The 21965-nt window shown below is 58.3% G+C and carries 18 protein-coding genes, 1 tRNA gene and 1 other RNA gene; 12 read left to right on the forward strand and 8 right to left on the reverse strand.

The genetic code is table 11. The annotated features are described in order from the left end of the window. The first annotated feature begins 38 nt into the window (after positions 1–38). From LRS40_RS21930 to LRS40_RS21945, 4 genes are all read left to right on the forward strand, one after another. Entirely contained in the window at positions 39–899 is an 861-nt protein-coding gene (locus LRS40_RS21930; RefSeq protein ID WP_231312674.1) for a pirin family protein, read from the forward strand. 20 nt (positions 900–919) lie between these two features. After that, the gene (locus LRS40_RS21935) at positions 920–1597 is read left to right on the forward strand and encodes an isochorismatase family protein (protein WP_231312675.1); all 678 of its coding nucleotides are present in this window, start codon (positions 920–922) and stop codon (positions 1595–1597) included. Positions 1598–1743: 146 nt separating this feature from the next. Next, positions 1744–1831, forward strand: a tRNA-Ser gene (locus LRS40_RS21940). Positions 1832–2061: 230 nt separating this feature from the next. Then, a non-coding RNA gene (locus LRS40_RS21945) (RtT sRNA) lies at positions 2062–2199 on the forward strand. Positions 2200–2424: 225 nt separating this feature from the next. Here LRS40_RS21945 and LRS40_RS21950 read toward each other — a convergent pair. The 5 genes from LRS40_RS21950 to efeU all read right to left on the reverse strand — a co-directional run bounded on the left by LRS40_RS21950 (position 2425) and on the right by efeU (position 8965). After that, positions 2425–3918 (reverse strand): sodium:alanine symporter family protein, encoded by a 1494-nt coding sequence (locus tag LRS40_RS21950; RefSeq protein ID WP_231312676.1) that lies wholly within the window; start codon positions 3916–3918, stop codon positions 2425–2427. A 454-nt stretch (positions 3919–4372) separates the two neighbouring features. Then, the gene (gene phoH, locus LRS40_RS21955; protein ID WP_185902420.1) at positions 4373–5167 is read right to left on the reverse strand and encodes a phosphate starvation-inducible protein PhoH; all 795 of its coding nucleotides are present in this window, start codon (positions 5165–5167) and stop codon (positions 4373–4375) included. Between the two features lie 500 nt (positions 5168–5667). Then, positions 5668–6951, reverse strand: a complete 1284-nt coding sequence (gene efeB, locus LRS40_RS21960; RefSeq protein WP_156263401.1) for an iron uptake transporter deferrochelatase/peroxidase subunit — start codon at positions 6949–6951, stop codon at positions 5668–5670. Between the two features lie 4 nt (positions 6952–6955). After that, positions 6956–8083 (reverse strand): iron uptake system protein EfeO, encoded by a 1128-nt coding sequence (efeO, locus tag LRS40_RS21965; RefSeq protein WP_142489022.1) that lies wholly within the window; start codon positions 8081–8083, stop codon positions 6956–6958. 48 nt (positions 8084–8131) lie between these two features. Next, a complete protein-coding gene (gene efeU / locus LRS40_RS21970; RefSeq protein WP_156263399.1) occupies positions 8132–8965 on the reverse strand; it encodes an iron uptake transporter permease EfeU in 834 nt (277 codons plus the stop codon). 251 nt (positions 8966–9216) lie between these two features. On the opposite strand from efeU, the gene LRS40_RS21975 reads away from it, so the two are divergent. Further along, positions 9217–10401 carry a NupC/NupG family nucleoside CNT transporter gene (locus LRS40_RS21975; protein WP_231312677.1) on the forward strand — a complete coding sequence of 395 codons (1185 nt, stop codon included), beginning with the start codon at positions 9217–9219 and terminating at the stop codon, positions 10399–10401. Positions 10402–10485: 84 nt separating this feature from the next. Here LRS40_RS21975 and LRS40_RS21980 read toward each other — a convergent pair whose 3' ends face one another. Together LRS40_RS21980 and putP are read right to left on the reverse strand one after the other, a co-directional pair. Continuing rightward, positions 10486–10905 (reverse strand): DUF3574 domain-containing protein, encoded by a 420-nt coding sequence (locus LRS40_RS21980; RefSeq protein ID WP_231312678.1) that lies wholly within the window; start codon positions 10903–10905, stop codon positions 10486–10488. A 104-nt stretch (positions 10906–11009) separates the two neighbouring features. Then, the gene (gene putP, locus LRS40_RS21985; RefSeq protein ID WP_156263396.1) at positions 11010–12518 is read right to left on the reverse strand and encodes a sodium/proline symporter PutP; all 1509 of its coding nucleotides are present in this window, start codon (positions 12516–12518) and stop codon (positions 11010–11012) included. Positions 12519–12938: 420 nt separating this feature from the next. On the opposite strand from putP, the gene putA reads away from it, so the two are divergent. Both putA and LRS40_RS21995 read left to right on the forward strand, forming a co-directional pair. Beyond that, the gene (gene putA / locus LRS40_RS21990; protein WP_231312679.1) at positions 12939–16901 is read left to right on the forward strand and encodes a trifunctional transcriptional regulator/proline dehydrogenase/L-glutamate gamma-semialdehyde dehydrogenase; all 3963 of its coding nucleotides are present in this window, start codon (positions 12939–12941) and stop codon (positions 16899–16901) included. 152 nt (positions 16902–17053) lie between these two features. After that, complete coding sequence (locus LRS40_RS21995) at positions 17054–17449, forward strand: lysozyme inhibitor LprI family protein (protein ID WP_231312680.1); 396 nt, start codon at positions 17054–17056, stop codon at positions 17447–17449. Here the strand turns inward: LRS40_RS21995 and rutR are convergent. Continuing rightward, positions 17446–18084 (reverse strand): HTH-type transcriptional regulator RutR, encoded by a 639-nt coding sequence (gene rutR / locus LRS40_RS22000; RefSeq protein ID WP_142489014.1) that lies wholly within the window; start codon positions 18082–18084, stop codon positions 17446–17448. The two genes, LRS40_RS21995 and rutR, sit on opposite strands and share 4 nt — an antisense overlap. A 291-nt stretch (positions 18085–18375) precedes the next feature. Between rutR and rutA the strand changes: the two genes are divergently transcribed. The 5 genes from rutA to LRS40_RS22025 are packed head-to-tail and all read left to right on the forward strand — an operon-like array spanning position 18376 to position 21964. Then, the gene (gene rutA, locus LRS40_RS22005; protein WP_156263393.1) at positions 18376–19467 is read left to right on the forward strand and encodes a pyrimidine utilization protein A; all 1092 of its coding nucleotides are present in this window, start codon (positions 18376–18378) and stop codon (positions 19465–19467) included. Further along, positions 19467–20159 (forward strand): pyrimidine utilization protein B, encoded by a 693-nt coding sequence (rutB, locus tag LRS40_RS22010; protein ID WP_231312681.1) that lies wholly within the window; start codon positions 19467–19469, stop codon positions 20157–20159. Before rutA ends, rutB begins: the two co-directional genes overlap by 1 nt. A gap of 11 nt (positions 20160–20170) precedes the next feature. Further along, on the forward strand, positions 20171–20557 hold the full coding sequence (gene rutC / locus LRS40_RS22015) for a pyrimidine utilization protein C (protein WP_106992667.1): 387 nt from the start codon (positions 20171–20173) through the stop codon (positions 20555–20557). Between the two features lie 7 nt (positions 20558–20564). Further along, the gene (rutD, locus tag LRS40_RS22020) at positions 20565–21377 is read left to right on the forward strand and encodes a pyrimidine utilization protein D (protein ID WP_231312682.1); all 813 of its coding nucleotides are present in this window, start codon (positions 20565–20567) and stop codon (positions 21375–21377) included. Beyond that, positions 21374–21964, forward strand: a complete 591-nt coding sequence (locus LRS40_RS22025) for a malonic semialdehyde reductase (RefSeq protein ID WP_142489010.1) — start codon at positions 21374–21376, stop codon at positions 21962–21964. The genes rutD and LRS40_RS22025 overlap by 4 nt, the downstream gene beginning before the upstream one ends. Position 21965: the final 1 nt, after the last annotated feature.

Raw genomic sequence — 21965 nt, forward strand, 5'->3', positions numbered from 1 at the left:
ATAAGCTAATTACATCAACAGAACATCAGGAGAAGACGATGAAAAACGTAACAGGCATTTATACCGCACCCCGCCAGCACTGGGTTGGCGACGGTTTCCCGGTGCGCTCGATGTTTTCTTACCAGACCCACGGCGAACCGCTTAGCCCGTTTTTACTGCTGGACTACGCCGGGCCGCACAGTTTCCCGGCAGATGGGGCAAAGCGCGGCGTGGGTGAACATCCCCACCGTGGCTTTGAGACGGTCACCATCGTCTATTCCGGCGAAGTGGAGCATCGTGACTCGACGGGTAAAGGTGGCGTGATTGGCCCGGGTGACGTCCAGTGGATGACGGCCGGTTCCGGCATTCTGCACGAGGAGTTCCACTCCAGCGCCTTTGCGCAGCAAGGGGGCGAATTAAAAATGATGCAGCTGTGGGTCAACCTGCCGGCGAAAGACAAGATGGCGACACCGGGCTACCAGAGCATCACCAAAAACCAGATTCCGGTGGTGGCCCTGCCCGATAACAGCGGCGAGCTGCGGGTGATTGCCGGGCGCTACGAGGACGTGACCGGCCCGGCCCACACTTACTCCCCGCAGAACGTCTGGGACATAGCCCTGCGTCAGGACAGTCATCTGACGCTCGCTCAGCCAGAAGGCTGGAGCACGGCGCTGGTGGTGCTGGAAGGCAACGTGACGGTGAACGGTTCCGCCCAGGCGGGTGAAGCTCAGCTTGTTGTCCTGAGTCAGGAAGGCGAGAAGCTGCATCTGGAGGCCAGCAGCGACGCCAAAGTGCTGCTGATGGCCGGAGAGCCGCTGAACGAACCGATTGTCGGCTACGGCCCGTTTGTGATGAACAGTAAAACCGAAATCGCTGAAGCTATTCGCGATTTTAATTCCGGCCGCTTCGGCCAGATCTGAACGTAATAAAGGAGAGAACCATGTCTACCCCAGCTAACTTTAACGGTGCACGTCCGGCTATTGATGTGAATGATGCGGTGATGCTGCTGATCGACCACCAGAGCGGCCTGTTCCAGACCGTTGGTGACATGCCGATGCCGGAGCTGCGTGCCCGCGCTGCGGCGCTGGCGAAAATCGCCAGCCTGGCGAATATCCCGGTGATCACCACCGCCTCCGTGCCGCAGGGGCCAAATGGGCCGCTGATCCCGGAGATCCACGCTAACGCCCCGCATGCGCAGTACGTAGCGCGTAAAGGTGAGATCAACGCCTGGGATAACCCGGAGTTCGTGGCCGCCGTGAAGGCGACCGGACGCAGGACGCTGATTATCGCCGGCACCATCACCAGCGTCTGCATGGCTTTCCCGTCGATAAGCGCGGTGGCTGACGGCTATAAAGTTTTTGCGGTGATCGATGCCTCGGGCACCTACAGCAAGATGGCGCAGGAGATCACCCTGGCGCGGGTGGTGCAGGCGGGCGTTGTCCCTATGGACACCGCGGCTGTGGCCTCGGAGATCCAGCGCACCTGGAATCGTGAGGATGCGGCGCAGTGGGCAGTAGTCTACACGCACATTTTCCCGGCGTATCAGTTGCTGATTGAAAGCTACGGCAAGGCGCAAGAGGTGGTGAAGAACAGCGAAGCCCTCGATTCGCAGCGTTAAGGGATAGCTCCACGGCCCGAAAACCGTGGAGCTGATTATTGCTTAACCGAACGCGCGGTAAAGCAGAAAATCTGCTTGACCGATTTAGCCCGACTCCCTATAGTAGCGCCCCGTTGCCCCCGAGAGGAAAGGCAGCAAAACAATATGGTGAGGTGTCCGAGTGGCTGAAGGAGCACGCCTGGAAAGTGTGTATACGGCAACGTATCGAGGGTTCGAATCCCTCCCTCACCGCCATATTTAAAGAAGAGCTCGCATGAAAATGCGGGCTTTTTTTTCGCATGTAGCACGCCACCGGGAGGGATGAGACCCCTCGACTGAGGGTTCGACAACTGGCGACAGCCAGTTGGACAGCCTGAGAGCGCAGCGAACAGGCTGCCCGCAGGGCGAGCGAAGCGAGTCAATCCCTCCCTCACCGCCATATTTAAAGAAGAGCTCGCATGAAAATGCGGGCTTTTTTTTTCGCATGTAGCACGCCGCCGGGAGGGATGAGACCCCTCGACTGAGGGTTCGACAACTGGCGCAGCCAGTTGGACAGACCGCGAACGCAGTGAGTGGGCTGCCCGCAGGGCGAGCGAAGCGAGTCAATCCCTCCCTCACCGCCATATTTAAAGAAGAGCTCGCATGAAAATGCGGGCTTTTTTTTCGCATGTAGCACGCCGCCGGGAGGGATGAGCCCCCCCGACCGAGGGTTCGACAACTGGCGACAGCCAGTTGGACAGCCTGAGAGCGCAGCGAACAGGCTGCCCGCAGGGTGAGCGAAGCAATCCCCCTTCACCACTCCTATAAAAAAACAGCCCGTACTTTCGTACGGGCGCTTTTATGCGTCCTTAACTTACTGTACGACTTCCCGGTAGAGAAGATGTGTCACCCGAATTCACATCCTTTTCATCTTTAGGTTCTTTAACCCAATGATCGGCATTTTTAATCCCAAGCCGAATCGGATCAAATTGCGGATCGATACCTTGCGCCTTTTGCGCTTCATAATCTTTAAGACTGACAAAGGCTTTTTTATGTAAAAGAACAATTGCAATAATGTTAAGCCACGCCATCAGACCGACCCCAATATCGCCCAAGCCCCATGCCAGATCCGCAGTACGCACGGTGCCATATACCGTAGACGTTAACAGAAATATTTTCAGCAAGAACGTCAGCCATGGGCGGTGAATTTTACGGTTGATATACGCGATATTCGTTTCTGCAATGTAGTAGTAGGCAATAATAGTTGTGAAGGCAAAGAAGAACAGCGCAATGGCAACAAAGTAATTACCAAAGCCAGGCATCATGCTTTCCATCGCGGTCTGCACATAACCAGGGCCTGCCGCCACGCCCGCAATGCCCGTGTAGATTGCCGCGCCGTCGACGCCCTGCACGTTATACAACCCGGTAATCAATAACATGAACCCGGTCGCGGAACAGACGAACAGCGTGTCGATATAGACTGAGAAGGCCTGCACCAGCCCCTGTTTCGCCGGATGACTCACTTCGGCCGCTGATGAAGCATGTGGCCCTGTACCCTGTGCCGCCTCGTTGGAATAAACACCGCGCTTAACACCCCACATTATCGCCTGACCCAAAACAGCACCAAAGCCCGCTTCAAGGCCAAATGCGCTTTTCCAGATCAGCAGAATAACGGAAGGAAGTTGGTCAATATTAAGGGCGATAATAACGCAGGCGACAATAATATAGCCGAGCGCCATAAAGGGAACGACCATGCTGCTAAAGCTGGCGATCCTTTTCACACCACCAAAAATAATAAAACTTAACAATATAGCCAATAATGCGGCGGTGACATTTGGATTGAGCCCAAAGGCAATATCCAGGCTGGCGCCAATAGAATTTGCCTGTACGCCGGGAAGTAATAATCCGCAGGAGAAAATAGTCACTATAGCAAATAACCATGCGTACCATTTTACGCCCAAACCTTTTTCAATATAAAAGGCTGGACCGCCACGATATTCGCCATTGATTTTTTCTTTATAAACCTGACCCAGAGTGGATTCAACAAAAGCAGAGCTGGCGCCCAAAAACGCCACCATCCACATCCAGAATAGCGCGCCAGGCCCACCAAACGTAATGGCGGTCGCCACGCCAGCGATGTTCCCGGTCCCCACGCGTCCCGCCAGCGTCATTGTCAGCGCCTGAAACGACGATACGCCTGCATCCGTGGCACGTCCCTGGAACATCAGAGCCACCATATGTTTGACATGGCGTAATTGAAGAAAGCGACTACGCAGTGAGAAATAGAGGCCGACACCCAGGCATAAAAATATTAACGCCGGGCTCCAGATAACACCATTAATTGCACTAACCAGTTCGTTCATGTATGGCCCTCAGCGTGATGGTCCAGAGAAAAGTCTTTCCTGGAGTTTCTTTTTAGAATTGTGTCTGAATGACTACGAAACATAGATAATAGCCCGAAAGTTACCAACTTAATATTCGCCTGGCAGTAATGAATTGTGACAACATTCACGTTTAATTGATTATTTATAATTAGCCTGATCATGGTTCTAATAGATATTTTGTGGGTATTATGAATTAATATCACATTTCTGCCATTTTTATTAAAAAGCCCTATGAGTTAACAACAAGACTTATAGATACAGCAAAACACCGGGTAATACCCGGCATTTTCTATACGAAATAAATATGTCATCATCATAATATGATCTTGTGAAAGACAACCAAACAGATGAGTTTCAACCAGGGGTCAGATGCAGCTTCCCGGCATTGCGCCGGGAAGGGGGTAAAACAAGCAAGTAAAACGAGAAGGTTGTGCTATGTCCGGGAATAGACATGCAGCGTCCGCTGGCACAGCGCAGAGCGCACGCAGTCGTCTTTATCAAAACGTACGATGCCCACCATCTCATCCTCAACGAAACGTGCCAGCGCATCGCTCAGACCCGATTTGACGCCGGCCGGCAGGTCGCACTGGGTGATATCCCCGTTCACGATCACCGTCACGTTTTCCCCGAGGCGCGTTAAAAACATCTTCATTTGCGCAGCAGTTACGTTCTGAGCCTCGTCGAGAATCACAACTGCATTTTCAAATGTACGTCCGCGCATATAGGCGAACGGCGCAATTTCTACCTTGCCGATTTCCGGCCGCAGGCAGTACTGCATAAAAGATGCGCCCAATCGCTTCACCAGCACGTCATAAACGGGCCGGAAGTACGGCGCAAATTTCTCCGAAATATCACCGGGCAAGAAGCCGAGATCTTCATCAGCCTGCAATACCGGCCGGGTGACAATGATCTTGTCGACGTCTTTATGAATCAGAGCCTCCGCCGCCTTGGCTGCACTTATCCAGGTTTTTCCGCACCCGGCTTCACCGGTGGCGAAAATCAGCGACTTACTCTCAATAGCATTCAGGTACTGCGCCTGAGCGTCATTGCGTGCAACAACTGGCGTCATATCCCGGCTGTCCCGCGCCATGCCAATTGCTTCAACGCCACTCATCTGCACAAGCGAGGTGACCGACTCTTCTTCACGCTGTTTATGGCTACGTGAATCCCGTCTCAGCACACGTTTTGCTTCACGACGAGCTTTGATCACTGCTTTTTGTCTTCCCATGGATAGCACCTTGAGTTGTTGGTATTCATCACTCGTACCGGCATCGGTACGATTAGGCGAACAAACATCTGAGGGTTGGCTTCCTTCTAAGCCATAGCTTACTTGGTTAAATGACCCGGCCGAATCGCTATGCTCACCATTCGACGGATCGGAGAAATCAGGATTTGCTGTGGAGGGAGAGAATTTTTCGGTGAAGAGATCGCTGCCGGAGTTTGAGCCTCCGCGCCGGTTACTGCGGTTATTGCGTTTACCCTGTCCAGTTGAGGACCCAACCATTCGCGATCTCCAGAGCGATTCATGATCACTGTAAGGTTTACCGCTATCTTAATGTAAGTACATCAGGATTTAGCATGAATGCAACATTATTTTTACCTGAGTGCAACTTTTAAGATTCGCCTGACAGCGTTGATTAGTCTGCTACGGAAATATTACAGAATTATAACAAAGAGATAGCGGGACATAAAAAATGTGTCCCGCTTAAGGGGTAAGCGGGACGGGATTCAGGCGCGGAGCAGCTCTTCTGCAAGCCAGCCGTTTTTATCGCGCACGCCCGGCAGGGCGAAGAAATAGCCCCCGCCTACCGGCTTGATATACTCTTCCAGCGCCTCGCCGTTCAGCCGCTTCTGCACGGTCAGGAAGCCCTGCTCCAGATCGTGCTGGAAGCAGACAAACAGCAGGCCCATATCCAGCTGCCCGGAGTTAGTCACCCCCAGCGAGTAGCTGTAGCCCCGGCGCATCATCAGGTTTGATTCGGTCTCCTTTGTGCGCGGGTTGGCGAGACGGATATGGCTGTCGAGGGCGATCACATTGCCGTCGGGGTCGCTGGCGTAATCCGGCACGTCGTGCTCGCTTTTCATGCCCAGCGGGGCACCGCTGTGCTTGTCGCGGCCAAAAATGGTCTGCTGCTCTTTCAGCGGCGTGCGATCCCAGAACTCAACGTGGAACTGGATAATGCGCACCGCCTGATAGCTGCCGCCCACCGCCCAGGCCGGTTCACCCTGATCGGCCGTCACCCACACCACGCTGTCCATCAGGGGCGCATCCTGGCTGTTCGGGTTGGCGGTGCCATCCTTAAAGCCGAGCAGGTTCACCGGCGTCTCTTTGCCTTTGCTGCGCGCGGCGTGGTCAGAGATAAACCCTTCCCGCTTCCAGCGCACGCTCAGCAGATCCGGGGTGTGCTTGATGAGATCGCGCAGGGCGTGGATCACCGTGTCCTGGGTGTTGGCGCAGATCTGGATCAGTAGATCGCCGTGGCACAGGGCCGCGTCCAGAGAGTCATTCGGGAAACGCACCATTTTCTGCAAGGATTTCGGTTTCTGTGGGGCGAGGCCGAAGCGATCGTCAAACAGCGAGGCTCCCAGTGACACCGTCATGGTCAGGTTATCCGGGGCGATAAAGGCGCCCAGGATCCCGGAATCCATCGGCGGCAGACGCGGGTTTGGCGTGTCGGGCGCCGGGCCGCCGGTAGTCAGAAAGGCAATGCGCTGGGTCAGGAGGCGGAACAGACGCTCCAGCTCGCTTTTGTCGCTGGCCAGCACATCAAAGGCCACCAGCATCATCGACGCCTGCTGCGGGGTTAAAATCCCGGCCTGATGGGTAGCGTAAAAAGGCTGCGTCTCCATCCGCGCGTCCGGAGAGAGCGTGCCCGGCGCGCTCTGCGGTTTTGCCGCATGCGCCACCGGGCAACCACCTGCCAGGGCAAGGGCGCCGCCAAGCGCCCCTACCCCTTTTAACAACCGACGTCGTGACGGTTCAGCCACGTCGTACTCGTCATGCTTGTTCATCAACTTAGTCCAGACCCAGTACGCCACGCAGCTGCGCCAGATCTTCTGCCAGAGTGGTGATCGGCCCTTTCAGGGCGTTACGGTCGGCATCGGTCAGCTTGTCGTAGGTTTCAAACCCGTCTTTGGTGCGGTATTTCGCCAGAATGGTGTTCACTTTTTTGAAGTTGGCATCCACTTTCGCCAGCAGTTCGCTGTTATCTTTCTGCAGCTGCGGACGCAGCAGGTCAACAATCTTCTGCGCGCCTTCGACGTTGGCCTGGAAGTCCCACAGGTCGGTATGGCTGTAGCGGTCTTCTTCACCGCTGATCTTGCTGGCCGCCACTTCTTCAATCAGCCCTGCCGCGCCACCCACCACTTTTGACGGCGGGAAGGCCAGCTCGCTGATGCGTTTTTGCAGATCCAGCACGTCGCTGTTGAGCTGCTCCGCGTACTGCTCCATGCCTTTGGTGGCGTTGTCGCCAAACAGCGCTTTCTCCAGACGGTGGAAACCGGTGAATTTCGGATCGGCGGCTTTCTGCTCGTAATCATCTTCACGGGCATCGATGCTGCCGTCGAGATCGGAGAACAGCTCGGCAATCGGCTCGATGCGCTCGTAGTGCTGACGGGTTGGCGCATACAGGGATTTCGCTTTTTCGATATCGCCCGCTTTCACCGCGTCGGTAAAGGCTTTGGTGCCGGCAACCAGGTCCGCCGTCTCTTTGGTGACATACGCTTTGTAAGCAGTGATGGCGTCGCCGAGGCTCAGCAGCGCGTCGCCCTTCGCGGCGTCAGCGGTAGCGGCACCTTTCACGATCAGCTTGCCTTTCGGGTTGGTCAGCAGGCCGCAGGTCATGTCGTATTCGCCCGGCTGCAGGTTGGCGGTCATCTTCTGAGTGAAGCCCGGGGCGATGTTCTCGCGCTCTTCCACCACCATCACCCCTTTGAGGATCTCCCACTCCAGCGCTTTCTGGCTGTGGTTCTGGATGATGAACTGGGTTTTACCGCTGTTGACCGTGATGGTCATCGGCTCACACTGTTTATCATTGACGGTAACTTTAACCTGCGGAACATCCGCGGCCTGCGCGGCGAATGCTGACGCAATCAGCGCTGCTAAGCCCGCCTGTAATGCACTGCGACGAAAGTGGATTGCCATGACTTTTCCCTTAACCTTTTAGAGTATGTTGTAACTACAATGAACACTTCAGGGCGCAGTATGCGACGGCTGCGTGCCTGGCCGCGATGGCATAAAGAACAGCGCCAGCGCCGGAATGAGATAGATAAAGTACACCGCCACTTCACTGACGCTCGGCGCTTCCTGATAGCCGAAGATCCCTTCGAGGAGCGTGCCGGTGAGAGAGTGAGTCGAGAGGACGTTACTGAGATCGAACGCCACATCCTGGAAGTGGTTCCACAGGCCCGCCTCGTGGAAGGCGCGGATCGTCCCTGCGGCCAGCCCGGCGGCCACCAGCAGAATGAACAGGCTGGTCCACTTGAAGAAGACAGCGAGGTTAAGACGGATCCCACCCCAGTAGAGCAGGAAGCCGAGCACCACCGCGGTTGCGAGACCCAGCACGGCGCCCAGCGGCGGCCAGATCCCGACATCCTGCTGGAAAGCGGCCAGCAGGAAGAAGACCGACTCCAGCCCTTCACGCGCCACGGCGAAAAAGACCATCATGATCAGCGCCCAGCCGTGGTGATTGCCTTTCGCCAGCGCGCTGTCCACCGCCTGCTCCAGCTGAACCTTGACGTTACGCGACACTTTACGCATCCAGAACACCATCCAGGTGAGGATCACCACCGCAATCAGCGCCACGAGGCCTTCGAACAGCTCCTGCTCTTTTTGCGGGAATTCCCCGGTGGTTTCGTTGATGGCAATGCCCAGACCGAGGCAGAGGGCGGCAGCCAGAAAGACGCCAATCCACATCACGCCGATCCAACGGCCGCGCTGGGTGCGTTTCAGATAGCTGGCGATGAGGCTGACAATCAGGGCCGCTTCCAGGCCTTCACGTAACATAATGAGAAATGGTACAAACATGCCGACACCTTAAATGTTTTTCGCGGTCAACTGATGCAAAGAAAGGTAAATTCTTGTGATAGTGATTATCATTACGGCAATAAGAAATACAAGCGAAATATGCTGCATTTTAATGACAGGATGTAAACCCATAAGGGGAAAATAATCACCCAGGTAACTAAAAGGTTTATAAGTTAAGACGTAAAAGTTCATTTACGGTTAAAGCAGGCTGTGGCTAAATGAGCGCCTCATTAATCTGCTGAAAATCAACTATGTATCAATTCCTGCACTTCCTGCTGGCGCTGGTGGTTATCCTTGCGCTGGCCTGGCTGGTCAGCTTTGACCGCCGCAACGTTCGCATTCGCTACCTTATCCAACTTATCGTCATTGAAATTGCGCTGGCGTTCTTTTTCCTTCACGCCGAAAGCGGTCTGTTTGTTATTCAGTACGTCTCGGGCTTCTTTGAGTCGTTACTGAAATATGCCGCCGAAGGGACAAACTTTGTATTTGGCGGGATGGGTGAAAAAGGGCTGGCATTTATTTTCCTCGGCGTGCTGTGCCCGATTATCTTTATTTCGGCACTGATCGGTATTCTTCAGCACTGGCGTATTCTGCCGGTGATTATTCGCGTTATTGGCACCCTGCTGTCGAAGGTTAACGGCATGGGCAAGCTTGAATCCTTTAACGCCATCAGCTCCCTGACGCTCGGCCAGTCGGAAAACTTCATTGCTTACAAAGGGGTGTTGGGCGATCTCTCATCGCGTCGTTTGTTCACCATGGCGGCTACCGCGATGTCGACCGTCTCGCTGTCGATTGTCGGGGCCTATATGACCATGCTGGAGGCGAAATATGTGGTGGCAGCGCTGATCCTGAATATGTTCAGCACCTTTATTATCCTGACGGTGATTAACCCGCCCCGCCCGGAAGCGGAGCCGGAAATTAAGCTGGAGAAGATGCATGAATCCCAGAGCTTCTTTGAGATGCTGGGAGAATATATTCTGGCCGGCTTCAAGGTGGCGATGATTATTCTGGCGATGCTGATTGGCTTTATTGCCCTCATCAGCGCCGTTAACGCCCTCTTCTCCAGCGTCTTCGGCCTGAGCTTCCAGCAGATTCTGGGCTATGTCTTCTATCCGCTGGCGTGGCTGGTGGGGATCCCGCTGAGTGATGCTCTGCATGCGGGCGGGATTATGGCAACCAAGCTGGTGGCGAACGAGTTTGTGGCGATGATCGAGCTGCAAAAAATTGCCGCCCAGATGACGCCGCGCGGGCTGGGCATTCTGTCGGTGTTCCTCGTCTCCTTCGCCAACTTTGCTTCCATCGGTATCGTGGCCGGGGCGATTAAGGGGCTGAACGAGCAGCAGGGCAACGTGGTATCACGCTTTGGTCTGCGTCTGGTGTACGGCGCAACGCTGGTCAGCCTGTTGTCGGCGAGCTTTGCGGGATTAGTTCTTTAATACTGTGCAAATGCCGGGTGGCGCTGCCGCTTACCCGGCCTACAAAACCGTAGGCCCGTGCAAGCGCAGCGCCGCCGGGCGGGTTTAAAACTGTACGCACACCGGCTGGTCTACGCGCATCACCGATTCCTGGGCAAAGCGCTGCTTATAGATCCCGCGCAGTGCCTCAATATTGCTCTCGCTCTGGGCATCTTTGCCGTGGATCAGCATCAGCGCCTTGCTTGATTCGCGCGCTACCTTCCCGTCATTCCCCAGCCACTGCCCACGCGCATCAAATACCGTTAAGCCATCGCGAAAACGCGGCGTCACGTCCTGGTCAACAAATTGCTGCCACTCCTGGCCGGTGATCGCCTCCCCTGCCGGACGGTTCAGGCCGAAATAGAGGGTGGTTTGCTGCATCTGATTATCAGCTTTGCAGGTGTTTTCCGCCGTGCTGCGCGATGGGGCGTTGCAGCCTGCCAGCAGTAAAATTGCGCCAGCCACAAGCCCTGTTTTGATTGTCATTATTCGCTATCCTCATCATTTTTTAGCACAGCGATATGAGCGTAAATCACGGAAATTAGCAATAAAAAAAGCCGGGCGAGCCCGGCTTACAGCGTGTCTTAAACTTACTCAGCCTGTAACTTCGTTGGCGGCGCGGTGTGGTAATGCGCATCCGCTTCCGCAAAGCGTTTCTGCATCGCGGCAGACGGAGCTTTACCCAGCAGGCTGAAGACCACAATCCCGATGCTGCCGAAGATAAAGCCCGGAATGATTTCGTACAGCCCCAGCCACGCGAACTGCTTCCAGACTATGACGGTAACTGCACCAATAATCATCCCGGCCAGCGCGCCGTTGCGGGTCATGCGGGACCACATCACCGAGAACAGCACCACCGGACCAAAGGCGGCACCGAAGCCTGCCCAGGCGTAGCTCACCAGACCCAGCACGCGGTTTTCCGGGTTTGCCGCCAGCGCGATGGAGACCAGGGCCACCACCAGCACCATAAAGCGCCCTACCCACACCAGCTCTTTCTGGCTGGCGTTCTTACGCAGGAAGGCTTTGTACAGGTCTTCGGTGATGGCGCTGGAGCAGACCAGCAGCTGGCAGCTCAGGGTGGACATCACCGCCGCCAGGATCGCAGAGAGCAGAATACCGGCGATCCACGGATTGAAGAGGACCTGCGCCAGCTCGATAAACACGCGCTCGGCGTTCTGGTTCACCGCACCCGCCAGGGCCGGGTTGTTGTTGAAGTAAGCAATACCGAAGAAGCCTACCGCACAGGCGCCGCCCAGACAGAGGATCATCCACGCCATGCTGATACGACGGGCATGGACGATGGTGTGGTGAGAGTCTGCCGCCATAAAGCGCGCCAGGATGTGCGGCTGGCCGAAGTAACCCAGCCCCCAGCCCATCAGGGAGACAATGGCGACGAAGTTCAGCCCTTTCAGCATATCGACATTTTCGATGCTCTTCTGCTGGATCACCGCCAGGGAATCACCCAGGCCGCCCACGGAGAGGATCACAATAACCGGGGTCAGGATCAGGGCAAAAATCATCAGGCTGGCCTGCACGGTATCGGTCCAGCTTACTGCCAGGAAGCCACCCACGAAGGTATAAAGGATGGTTGCTGCGGCGCCCGCCCAGAGGGCAGTTTCATAGCTCATGCCGAAGGTGCTTTCGAACAGGCGCGCCCCGGCCACGATGCCGGAGGCACAGTAGATGGTGAAGAACAGCAGAATAACCAGCGCGGAGATAATACGCAGGATGCGGCTGTTATCTTCGAAACGGCCGGTGAAGTAGTCCGGTAGGGTCAGGGCATTGTTGTTGGCTTCGGTATGCACGCGCAGACGCCCGGCCACCAGCTTCCAGTTAATCCATGCGCCCAGGGTCAGACCGATGGCAATCCAGCTTTCCGAAATCCCGGAGAGAAAGATAGCGCCAGGCAGGCCCATCAGCAGCCAGCCGCTCATATCCGATGCACCCGCAGAGAGCGCGGTTACGAACGGGCCTAAACTGCGTCCGCCGAGAATGTAGTCGTCAAAGTTTTTGGTTGAACGCCACGCAAGGAACCCTATCAGGATCATGCCAAAAATATAGATAAGAAATGTCACCAGCATCGGTGTGCTAATTGCCATTTAAATACTCCGCAAAGATGTTCGACAGCCTTCCCGACTGTCTTTATTCCACCCCCGGAACGAGGGGGTGATGATGTGTGTTTCTGTTGGCCGCGCGTATCCTGCCGTATGCGCTGCCACGACACAAACGATTTAACACTGCATTTACATCAATTTCATCCCCGGTTTCACACCAGATTCCTGGAGGTTGCACTCGCTCACGTTTTTCGCGGTTGCACCTGCAAAAAGTGTTAAGCGCCGCATGAAACCAGGGTTGATAACCAAAATCCACACCTTTTTTCCGGTTAACCATGACGTAACAATCCATTCATTTTTCAGCTTGCAATCCGGGTCACATTTAACGAGGTTGCACAAAGTTGCAACATAGTGGATATTTCACGTTAACTACACTAGCGCTACTGAATCACAGGAGTTTTTGGCATGGGCATGACCACCATGGGGGTTAAGCTGGATGACGCGACCCGCGAACGGATTAAATCGGCAGCCACGCGGATCGACCGCACGCCGCACTGGTTAATTAAGCAGGCCATCTTTAACTATCTGGAAAAGCTGGAGAGCAACGACGACCTGCCAGAGCTGCCTGCCCTGCTGGCCGGTGCCGCCAATGAGAGCGACGAACACACCGACGCCGCGGAAGAGATCCACCAGCCGTTCCTCGAATTTGCCGAGCAGATCCTGCCCCAGTCGGTGAGCCGTGCGGCCATTACTGCCGCCTGGCGCCGCGCAGAGACCGACGCCGTGCCGATGCTGCTGGAGCAGGCGCGCCTGCCGGAGCCGATTGCTTCCCAGGCCCACAGCCTGGCGTATCAGCTGGCCGAAAAGCTGCGCAACCAGAAAAACGCCACCGGCCGTGCCGGGATGGTGCAGAGCCTGCTGCAGGAATTCTCGCTTTCCTCGCAGGAGGGCGTGGCCCTGATGTGTCTGGCGGAAGCGCTGCTGCGTATCCCGGACAAAGCCACCCGCGACGCGCTGATCCGCGACAAGATCAGCAACGGCAACTGGCATTCGCACATCGGCCGCAGCCCGTCGCTGTTCGTTAACGCCGCCACCTGGGGCCTGCTGTTTACCGGCCGTCTGGTCTCCACCCACAACGAAGCCAGCCTCTCCCGCTCCCTGAACCGCATTATCGGCAAGAGCGGCGAGCCGCTGATCCGTAAAGGCGTGGACATGGCAATGCGCCTGATGGGCGAGCAGTTCGTTACCGGAGAAACCATCGCCGAAGCGCTGGCCAACGCCCGCAAGCTGGAAGATAAAGGCTTCCGCTACTCCTACGATATGCTGGGCGAAGCGGCACTGACCGCCGCCGACGCGCAGGCCTATCTGGTCTCTTACCAGCAGGCGATCCACGCCATCGGTAAAGCCTCTAACGGTCGCGGCATTTATGAAGGCCCGGGGATCTCGATTAAGCTCTCCGCCCTGCACCCGCGCTACAGCCGCGCCCAGTACGACCGCGTCATGGAAGAGCTCTATCCGCGCCTGAAATCCCTGACCCTGCTGGCGCGCCAGTATGACATCGGGATCAACATTGATGCCGAAGAGGCCGACCGCCTGGAGATCTCCCTCGATCTGCTGGAAAAACTGTGCTTCGAGCCGGAGCTGGCGGGCTGGAACGGGATTGGCTTCGTGATCCAGGCCTACCAGAAGCGCTGCCCGTTTGTGATTGATTACCTGATTGACCTCGCTACCCGCAGCCGTCGCCGCCTGATGATCCGTCTGGTGAAGGGCGCCTACTGGGACAGCGAGATCAAGCGCGCGCAGATGGACGGTCTCGAGGGCTATCCGGTCTACACCCGCAAGGTCTATACCGACGTCTCTTACCTCGCCTGCGCCAAAAAGCTGCTCGGCGTGCCGAACCTGATCTATCCGCAGTTCGCCACCCACAACGCCCACACCTTAGCGGCTATCTACCAGCTGGCCGGCCAGAACTACTATCCGGGCCAGTACGAGTTCCAGTGCCTGCACGGCATGGGTGAACCGCTGTACGAGCAGGTCACCGGTAAAGTGGCGGATGGCAAACTGAACCGTCCATGCCGTATCTACGCCCCGGTCGGCACCCATGAAACCCTGCTGGCCTACCTGGTGCGTCGTCTGCTGGAGAACGGGGCTAACACCTCCTTCGTGAACCGCATCGCCGATACCACCCTGCCGCTGGACGAGCTGGTGGCGGATCCGGTGCAGGCCGTCGAGAAAATGGCTGCCCAGGAAGGTCAGGTGGGCCTGCCGCATCCGAAGATTTCCCTGCCGCGCGAGCTGTACGGCAACGGGCGCGTCAACTCCGCCGGTCTGGACCTGGCGAACGAACACCGCCTGGCATCGCTCTCCTCGTCGCTGCTGAACAGCGCCCTGCAGAAATGGCAGGCCAGACCGATCCTCGAGCAGCCGGTTATCGCTGGCGAAATGCAGCCGGTGGTCAACCCGGCCGAGCCGAGAGATATTGTCGGCTTTGCCCGGGAAGCGACCGAACAGGAAGTGGATCTGGCCCTCGACAGCGCGGTGAACAACGCGCCGATCTGGTTCGCCACTCCGCCGCAGGAGCGCGCCGCGATCCTCGAACGTGCTGCGGTGCTGATGGAAGATCAGATGCAGCAGCTGATTGGCATTCTGGTGCGCGAGGCGGGTAAAACCTTCAGCAACGCCATCGCCGAGGTGCGCGAAGCGGTTGACTTCCTGCACTACTATGCCGGTCAGGTCCGCGACGACTTTGACAACGAAACCCACCGCCCGCTGGGGCCGGTGGTCTGTATCAGCCCGTGGAACTTCCCGCTGGCGATCTTCACCGGGCAGATTGCCGCCGCCCTTGCCGCCGGTAACAGCGTGCTGGCGAAACCGGCCGAGCAGACGCCGCTGATTGCCGCCCAGGGGATCAACATCCTGCTGGAAGCAGGTGTCCCGCCGGGCGTGGTGCAGCTGCTGCCAGGCCGCGGCGAGACCGTCGGCGCAAAACTGACCGCCGATAACCGCGTGCGCGGGGTAATGTTCACCGGCTCCACCGAAGTGGCCTCCCTGCTGCAACGCAATATCGCCACCCGTCTCGACGCCCAGGGCCGTCCGACCCCGCTGATCGCCGAAACCGGCGGCATGAACGCGATGATCGTCGACTCCTCCGCCCTCACCGAACAGGTGGTGGTGGACGTGGTGGCCTCGGCCTTCGACAGCGCCGGACAGCGCTGCTCTGCCCTGCGCGTGCTCTGCCTGCAGGATGATATCGCTGACCACACCCTGAAAATGCTGCGTGGCGCGATGGGCGAGTGCCGGATGGGCAACCCGGGCCGTCTGACCACCGACATCGGGCCGGTGATCGATGCCGAAGCCAAAACCAACATTGAGAATCACATCCAGGCGATGCGTGCCAAGGGCCGTCCGGTGTTCCAGGCGGTGCGTGAGAACAGCGAAGACGCACGCGAGTGGACCAGCGGCACCTTTGTGGCGCCAACCCTGATCGAGCTGGCCAGCTTCGACGAGCTGAAGAAAGAGGTCTTCGGCCCGGTGCTGCACGTGGTGCGTTACAACCGTAACAACCTCGATGCGCTTATCGAGCAGATCAACGCCTCCGGCTACGGTCTGACGCTGGGCGTGCATACCCGTATCGACGAAACCATCGCTCAGGTGACCGGCAGCGCGAAGGTCGGCAACCTGTACGTAAACCGTAATATGGTCGGCGCGGTCGTTGGCGTGCAGCCGTTCGGCGGCGAAGGGCTGTCGGGCACCGGTCCGAAAGCCGGGGGGCCGATGTACCTGTACCGCCTGCTGGCGAACCGTCCGGCCAACGCCCTCGGCGTGACCCTGGGTCGTCAGGATGCACAATACCCGGTGGATACGCAGGTGAAAGCGGTCCTGACTCAGCCGCTGGAAGCTCTCGCGACCTGGGCTGAAAAACGTCCTGAACTGCGTGCGCTGTGCCAGCAGTATGGCGAGCTGGCGCAGGCCGGTACCCAGCGCGTGCTGCCTGGCCCGACCGGCGAGCGCAACACCTGGACCCTGATGCCGCGCGAGCGCGTGCTCTGCGTGGCGGATAACGAGCAGGATGCGCTGGTTCAGCTGGCGGCGGCGTTAGCGACCGGATGTGAAGTGCTGTGGACGGAAGATGCCCTGCACCGCGACCTGGCGAAGCAGCTGCCGAACGCGGTAACCGCGCGCATTCACTTTGCGAAGGCGGATGTGCTGACCAGCCAGCCGTTTGACGCGGTGATCTATCACGGGGACTCCGACCAGCTGCGCGAGCTGTGCGAGCAGGTTGCAGACCGGAAAGGCGCCATTGTGTCGGTGCAGGGCTTCGCCCGCGGCGAAGACAATCTGCAGCTGGAGCGTCTGTACGTGGAGCGCTCCCTCAGCGTCAACACCGCTGCCGCAGGGGGTAACGCCAGCCTGATGACCATCGGCTAAGCGTGCAAACTCACCCCGGTGGCGCTACGCTTACCGGGGCTATACTGTGCGGCCTGATGCCCGGTGGCGCTACGCTTACCGGGCCTACGGTTTTGATGTTGTAGGCCGGGTAAGGCGAAGCCGCCACCCGGCTTTTTTATACGGAGGGAGAGATGAAACGAGCTTTGATCGCAGGTGCTGCGTTACTGCTGAGCACCAGCGCCCTGGCGGATGAGTGCGCCAACACCAGCACCCAGGTTGAACTGAACACCTGCACCGCGCAGCAATATCAGGCGGCGGATAAAACCCTGAACCAGACTTACCAGGCCGCCATGAAGCGCGCCGCGGCCCCCCAGCGCGATCTGCTGAAAAAGGCCCAGCAGGCGTGGATCGCCCTGCGCGATGCCGACTGCGCCTTTGTCGGCTCGGGCACTTCAGGCGGCTCCGTTCAGCCAATGATTGTGAATCAGTGTCTGGCGGATAAAACCCGCGAGCGGGAAGCGTATCTGGCCTCGCTGATGCAGTGTGAAGAGGGCGATTTAAGCTGCCCTCTCCCACCGGCAAATTAACGCACCCGGATCCCTTCGATAATCATCCGCTGCACGTTATCCACGGTGCTGTGAAAGAAGTCGTCATCCTTAAGCGACTTGCCGGTCACCGCCTCCACCTGGGCAGAAAAGTCGGCGTAGTGCTGGGTGGCGGCCCAAATCATAAAGATCAGATGATGCGGATCTACCGGCGCCAGTTTGCCGGTGGCAACCCACCCGGCAATGATCGCCGACTTCTCATCCACCAGCGATTTCATATCGCCGCTCAGCACCGTTTTCAGCAGCGGTGCCCCCTGCAGCATCTCCAGACAGAACAGCCGCGAGGCCTGGGGATAGTCCCGGGAGACCTCCAGCTTGAGGCGGATATACTGCTGGATCGCCACCAGCGGGGTGAGCTCCTCGCGAAACGCCTTCAGCGGCGCCAGCCAGATATCCAGGATCTGTTGCAGGACGGCAACGTACAGCGCCTCTTTTGAGGGGAAGTAGTAGAGCAGATTGGTTTTTGATACCCCCGCCAGCTCGGCCACCTGTTCCAGCCGCGTGCCGTGAATGCCAAACTGCGAAAAGGTCTCCAGCGCCGCCGAGAAGATCGCCTGTTTTTTCGCGCTCACCGCCTGCGAACGTTTACCGCCTGTTTTCACTGCGCCTTGTGCCATGTGCTCACTCCTTGTTGATCTGTTCCCAGCATAGCAAAAACCCTTGAGTGACCACGACTATCTGCACCGCGACCGCGCACGACTGCCTGCTTTGTGTGCAACTATTTTGACCAGACAGTCCACTTTTTCCGCCAGCATTTTATCAACCATCAGTTAACACATTAATAACATTGCCAATTTCAAACCTGGCATCCGCTTTGCAAAACAGGCTTACGCGGCTGAACAGGAGATGCAGGATGCAGCGCCACGTCTGACTTTCACCCCCTATGTTGAGATGAAGAGAGGTTAGCGATGAAAATTGGCGTATTCGTTCCCATTGGCAATAACGGCTGGTTGATCTCCACCCACGCGCCGCAGTACATGCCGACCTTCGAGCTGAACAAAGCCATCGTGCAAAAAGCGGAGCACTACCACTTCGACTTTGCCCTGTCGATGATCAAGCTGCGCGGCTTCGGCGGTAAAACCGAATTCTGGGATCACAACCTGGAGTCCTTCACCCTGATGGCCGGGCTGGCGGCGGTTACCTCGCGGATCCAGATCTACGCCACCGCCGCCACCCTCACCCTGCCTCCGGCAATCGTGGCGCGGATGGCCTCCACCATCGACACCATCTCCGGCGGTCGCTTTGGCGTTAACCTCGTCACCGGCTGGCAGAAGCCGGAGTATGAGCAGATGGGCCTCTGGCCGGGGGATGAGTACTTCTCTAAACGCTACGACTACCTCACCGAGTATGTGCAGGTCCTGCGGGATCTGTGGGGCACCGGCAAGAGCGACTTCAAAGGCGAGTTCTTCACCATGAACGACTGCCGGGTCAGCCCCCAGCCGTCGGTGCCGATGAAGGTGATCTGCGCCGGACAGAGCGACGCCGGGATGGAATTCTCGGCGAAATATGCGGACTTCAACTTCTGCTTCGGCAAAGGGGTCAACACCCCGGCGGCCTTTGCGCCCACGGCGGCACGGATGAAAGAGGCCGCGGAGAAAACCGGGCGCGACGTCGGCTCCTACGTGCTGTTTATGGTGATTGCCGACGAAACCGACGAGGCGGCACGGGCGAAGTGGGAACACTACAAAGCCGGGGCCGACGACGAAGCCCTGAGCTGGCTCAGCGAGCAGAGCCAGAAGGACACCCGCTCCGGGGCGGACACCAACGTGCGGCAGATGGCCGATCCTACCTCGGCGGTGAACATCAATATGGGCACCCTGGTGGGCTCGTATGCCAGCGTGGCGCGGATGCTCGACGAGGTCGCCAGCGTACCGGGCGCTGAGGGGGTACTCCTGACCTTTGATGATTTCCTCTCCGGGATTGAAACCTTCGGCGAGCGTATCCAGCCGCTGATGCAGTGCCGCGCTCATCTTCCAGTTTTCACTAAGGAGGTCGCGTAATGGCCACCCTGCCCGCACGTCCGGAAGCCATCACCTTTGATCCGCAGCAAAGCGCGCTGATTGTGGTGGATATGCAGAACGCCTACGCCAGCCCTGGGGGCTATCTCGACCTCGCCGGGTTTGACGTCTCCGCCACCCGGCCGGTGATCGACAATATCCGCACCGCGGTGGCCGCCGCGCGCGCCGCCGGGATCCAGATAATCTGGTTCCAGAACGGCTGGGATGAACAGTACGTGGAGGCGGGCGGCCCCGGCTCGCCCAACTTCCACAAATCCAACGCCCTGAAAACCATGCGCCAGCGCCCGGAATTGCAGGGCAAGCTGCTGGCGAAAGGCGGCTGGGATTACCAGCTGGTGAACGAGCTGGTGCCGGAGCCGGGCGACATCGTGCTGCCGAAACCGCGCTACAGCGGCTTCTTTAATACCCCGCTGGACAGCCTGCTGCGCAGCCGCGGGATCCGCCATCTGATCTTTACCGGCATCGCCACTAACGTCTGCGTGGAGTCGACCCTGCGCGACGGCTTCTTCCTCGAATATTTCGGCGTGGTGCTGGAAGACGCCACCCACCAGGCGGGCCCGGCGTTTGCCCAGCAGGCCGCGCTGTTCAATATCGAAACCTTTTTTGGCTGGGTTACTGATGTCGCCACCTTCTGCGACGCTCTTTCCCCTGCCACCTATGCCCGTATCGCCTGAGGAGTGAACCCATGCCAAAATCTGTGATTATCCCGCCAGGCACCAGTACGCCAATCGCCCCCTTTGTGCCAGGTACGCTGGCAGATGGCGTGGTTTACGTCTCGGGCACCCTGCCGTTTGACGCCCACAACAACGTGGTGTTTCCCGATGACCCAAAGGCGCAAACCCGCCACGTGCTACAGACCATCCAGCGCGTTATCGAAACGGCGGGCGGAACGATGGCGGACGTGACCTTCAACAGCATCTTTATTACCGACTGGAAAAACTACGCCGCGATTAACGAAATCTACGCCGAGTTTTTCCCCGGTGATAAGCCTGCGCGGTTCTGCATTCAGTGCGGGCTGGTGAAACCCGAGGCGCTGGTGGAGATCGCCACTATCGCCCACATTGGCCGGTGAGGTTGCCATGAAACTGTCTATTTCACCTCCGCCCTTTGCGGACGCGCCGGTGGTGGTGCTGATCGCCGGGCTGGGGGGCAGCGGCAGCTACTGGCTGCCCCAGCTGGCCGACCTGGAGCAGGAGTATCAGGTGGTTTGCTACGACCAGCGCGGCACCGGCAACAACCCCGGCGAGCTGCCGGAGGCGTACAGCCTGGCGCAGATGGCCGATGAGCTGTGGCAGGCGCTGAGCGAGGCCGGGATAACACGCTTTTGCGTGGTGGGCCATGCGCTGGGGGCGCTGATTGGCCTCCAGCTGGCACTGGATCGGCCCGGAGCGCTCAGCGTGCTGGTGTGCGTCAATGGCTGGCTGACGCTGCATCCCCATACCAAACGCTGCTTCCAGGTACGCGAGCGGCTGCTGCATGCCGGTGGCGCCCAGGCCTGGGTGGAGGCCCAGCCGCTGTTTCTCTATCCCGCCGACTGGATGGCCGCCCGCCAGCCGCGCATGGAGGCCGAAGAGGCGCTGGCGCTGGCCCATTTCCAGGGCAAAAACACGCTCCTGCGCAGGCTCAATGCCCTGAAGCGGGCCGATTTCAGCTGCCAGGCGCTGCGGATCCGCTGCCCGGTGCAGATTATCTGTTCCGCCGACGATCTGCTGGTGCCCGCCGTCTGTTCAACGCAGCTGCACGCCGCCCTGCCCGGGAGCGTCATCACAGTGATGCCCCGGGGCGGCCACGCCTGCAACGTCACCGAGCCGGAGGTCTTCAACGCCCTGCTGCAAAACGGGCTCGCCAGCCTGCTGCACCGCCACGAACGCTTATCCAAGGAGTTGCCATGAGTGAAGCCATCACCCCGACCGCGCAGCATGCGCTGTTTACCGAAGCACGCACCCACAACGGCTGGCTGGATCGCCCGGTCAGCGACGAGACGCTGCGCGACATCTACGACCTGATGAAGTGGGGCCCCACCTCCGCCAACTGCTCCCCGGCGCGGATGGTGTTTATCCGCACCCCGGAAGGTAAAGAGAAGCTGCGCCCGGCGCTTTCCAGCGGCAACCTGCAAAAGACCCTCACCGCCCCGGTGACGGCCATCGTGGCCTGGGACAGCCAGTTTTATGACCGTCTGCCTGAACTGTTCCCCCACGGCGATGCCCGAAGCTGGTTCACCGCCAGCCCGCAGCTCGCCGAGGAGACCGCCTTTCGCAATAGCACCCTGCAGGCGGCCTATCTGATTGTGGCCTGTCGGGCGCTGGGGCTCGATACCGGGCCGCTCTCCGGCTTCGACCGGGAGAAGGTGGATGCGGCCTTCTTCACCGGCAGTAACCTGAGAAGCAATCTGCTGATCAACATCGGCTATGGCGACACCAGCAAACTCTACGGGCGCCTGCCCCGCCTGAGCTTTGACGACGCCTGCGGGCTGGTATAAG

It is taken from the genome of Leclercia sp. G3L, from assembly GCF_021117075.1.
Lineage (GTDB): Bacteria > Pseudomonadota > Gammaproteobacteria > Enterobacterales > Enterobacteriaceae > Enterobacter > Enterobacter adecarboxylatus_C.

What these genes read in the sequence shown, in the direction of transcription:
- LRS40_RS21930 (WP_231312674.1), top strand. Translation starts at nt 39, where the DNA reads ATGAAAAACGTAACAGGCATTTATACCGCACCCCGCCAGCACTGGGTT.
- LRS40_RS21935 (WP_231312675.1), top strand. Translation starts at nt 920, where the DNA reads ATGTCTACCCCAGCTAACTTTAACGGTGCACGTCCGGCTATTGATGTG.
- LRS40_RS21950 (WP_231312676.1), bottom strand. Translation starts at nt 3,918, where the DNA reads ATGAACGAACTGGTTAGTGCAATTAATGGTGTTATCTGGAGCCCGGCG.
- phoH (WP_185902420.1), bottom strand. Translation starts at nt 5,167, where the DNA reads ATGGGAAGACAAAAAGCAGTGATCAAAGCTCGTCGTGAAGCAAAACGT.
- efeB (WP_156263401.1), bottom strand. Translation starts at nt 6,951, where the DNA reads ATGAACAAGCATGACGAGTACGACGTGGCTGAACCGTCACGACGTCGG.
- efeO (WP_142489022.1), bottom strand. Translation starts at nt 8,083, where the DNA reads ATGGCAATCCACTTTCGTCGCAGTGCATTACAGGCGGGCTTAGCAGCG.
- efeU (WP_156263399.1), bottom strand. Translation starts at nt 8,965, where the DNA reads ATGTTTGTACCATTTCTCATTATGTTACGTGAAGGCCTGGAAGCGGCC.
- LRS40_RS21975 (WP_231312677.1), top strand. Translation starts at nt 9,217, where the DNA reads ATGTATCAATTCCTGCACTTCCTGCTGGCGCTGGTGGTTATCCTTGCG.
- LRS40_RS21980 (WP_231312678.1), bottom strand. Translation starts at nt 10,905, where the DNA reads ATGACAATCAAAACAGGGCTTGTGGCTGGCGCAATTTTACTGCTGGCA.
- putP (WP_156263396.1), bottom strand. Translation starts at nt 12,518, where the DNA reads ATGGCAATTAGCACACCGATGCTGGTGACATTTCTTATCTATATTTTT.
- putA (WP_231312679.1), top strand. Translation starts at nt 12,939, where the DNA reads ATGGGCATGACCACCATGGGGGTTAAGCTGGATGACGCGACCCGCGAA.
- LRS40_RS21995 (WP_231312680.1), top strand. Translation starts at nt 17,054, where the DNA reads ATGAAACGAGCTTTGATCGCAGGTGCTGCGTTACTGCTGAGCACCAGC.
- rutR (WP_142489014.1), bottom strand. Translation starts at nt 18,084, where the DNA reads ATGGCACAAGGCGCAGTGAAAACAGGCGGTAAACGTTCGCAGGCGGTG.
- rutA (WP_156263393.1), top strand. Translation starts at nt 18,376, where the DNA reads ATGAAAATTGGCGTATTCGTTCCCATTGGCAATAACGGCTGGTTGATC.
- rutB (WP_231312681.1), top strand. Translation starts at nt 19,467, where the DNA reads ATGGCCACCCTGCCCGCACGTCCGGAAGCCATCACCTTTGATCCGCAG.
- rutC (WP_106992667.1), top strand. Translation starts at nt 20,171, where the DNA reads ATGCCAAAATCTGTGATTATCCCGCCAGGCACCAGTACGCCAATCGCC.
- rutD (WP_231312682.1), top strand. Translation starts at nt 20,565, where the DNA reads ATGAAACTGTCTATTTCACCTCCGCCCTTTGCGGACGCGCCGGTGGTG.
- LRS40_RS22025 (WP_142489010.1), top strand. Translation starts at nt 21,374, where the DNA reads ATGAGTGAAGCCATCACCCCGACCGCGCAGCATGCGCTGTTTACCGAA.